The sequence below is a fragment of the Pseudomonas sp. GW821-FHT09H03 genome, from assembly GCF_059415945.1.
In genome coordinates this window covers 1-1,503 of the sequence record NZ_JBWKOF010000036.1, presented here as the reverse complement: position 1 = coordinate 1,503, position 1,503 = coordinate 1, and the positions used below count along the sequence as shown (strand labels likewise).

General features: G+C 62.2%; 1 protein-coding gene. It reads right to left on the bottom strand.

Going from position 1 to position 1,503, the window contains the following annotated elements; genetic code table 11:
• Positions 1 to 1,503: DUF2345 domain-containing protein (locus AC07OG_RS26300; RefSeq protein WP_495068507.1), on the bottom strand; the 1,503-nt coding region annotated here is incomplete at both ends.

Sequence of the window (1,503 nt, the reverse complement as noted above, 5' to 3'; positions counted from 1 at the left end):
GGCGTACTGTCCGCGATGATCGGTGTGCGAAGCGGGCTGATTGACACTGGTATCGGTTTGCGAGGGGTGGTTATGCAAACCCTGATTGGCGAGTACCGCCTGCTCGGCATTTCGGTACTCGGTCGGTACCGGGATCTGGTAAACGGTGCCGTTGGCCAGGACCACGCGGTAGCCTCGGGTCACCACCTGATGGTTAATTGATATGAGGCCGGTCTTGTCCAGCACGCCTTTTTTGAGTACGGCGCCGTCGGCCAACAGCGTGTAGGGCATGCCGGCCCAACCGTGGCTGGAGGCGTTTGGGGTGGGCGCCAGGCTCAGGCTGATCATTTCTTTTGACAGGATTTTGGGGTAGTCCGGATGCGTGGCCTTCATGTTCGCCGGGCCGCTGTAGGTGAAATGCGCCGCCTTGACCTTGTGATCGCCCGCCGTGCCCGACTCGATGCAGCATTCGTCCAGGCTGAAGTAACTGCCGCCGCCGTTGAGGACGATTTTCTTTTTCGCCGTGATGTGGATTTCATCTTCGGTGCTGGTGATGTCCAGACCATGCCGGGCGATCAACTCCAGGCGATCGTTCTGAGCCTGCACGCTCACCGAGCCCTGGTTGGCGATGAGCTTGATACCGAGCTTGCGCACGAACAGGCTCACCCCCTGCCCCACGCCGATGAACAGGCGCTTGATCACGCTGAGGTCCGCCTCGCCGCCGGCGTTGAGCATCAGATTGTCCCTGGCCGCCAGTTGCAGGTGTTTTCCGCTGGTCAAGGCGATGCCTTGCGGGGCGCTGAGCAGCAGGACCTGGGATTTGAGCTGTTCCAGATCCTGGCGCAGCAGGTTTAGTTGCGCGGCGACGTCGGCCGGATCCGCTTTGGCGGTCTGCGCATCTGTGGAGAGCTGTTGCAGTTGTTCGCCAGCCTGTTGCAGGCGGGCCACGGCTTCGTCCATGTCCAGCACCTGACCTTGCGCCTTGGGCTGCGCATCGGCACTGATGAACACGCCCTTGCCCGCGCGCAGACTGCCCCAATCATCCGTGCGCAGCTCAAACCCTTCCCCGCGCTTGACCCTCTTGGCATCCACCAGATGCCCGAGATTGAGCTGGCTCTTGCCCCCATACTCGGTACTGAGCTTGATGTGCTCCTCCCCCCGAGTGTCGTCCAGGCGCAACTTGTTGTTGGCCGGTGTGCGCAACACATTGCGATGGTCGTTGCGCATGGTCACCAGGTCGGGGTGCTGGTCATCATGCAAGGCGTGGGCAATGTAGGGTCTATCCGGATCACCCTGCTCGAAAGCGATGGCCACTTCGGTGCCGGCGATCAGCGGCAGGTGCAGGCCGTAGGTGTCGCCGGCGTAGGCACGGGCCTGACGCAGCCATTTGCTTTCGCGGCCGGCGGGCCAGGTGTCGCGGTCAAAGAGGAATTTGACCCGGTAGCGACCTTGCTGGTCGATTTCGGTGTACAGGGGGTTGCTCTGGGGGTGGGTGATGCGTGCCGGGAGGGTGCCGGCGATTTG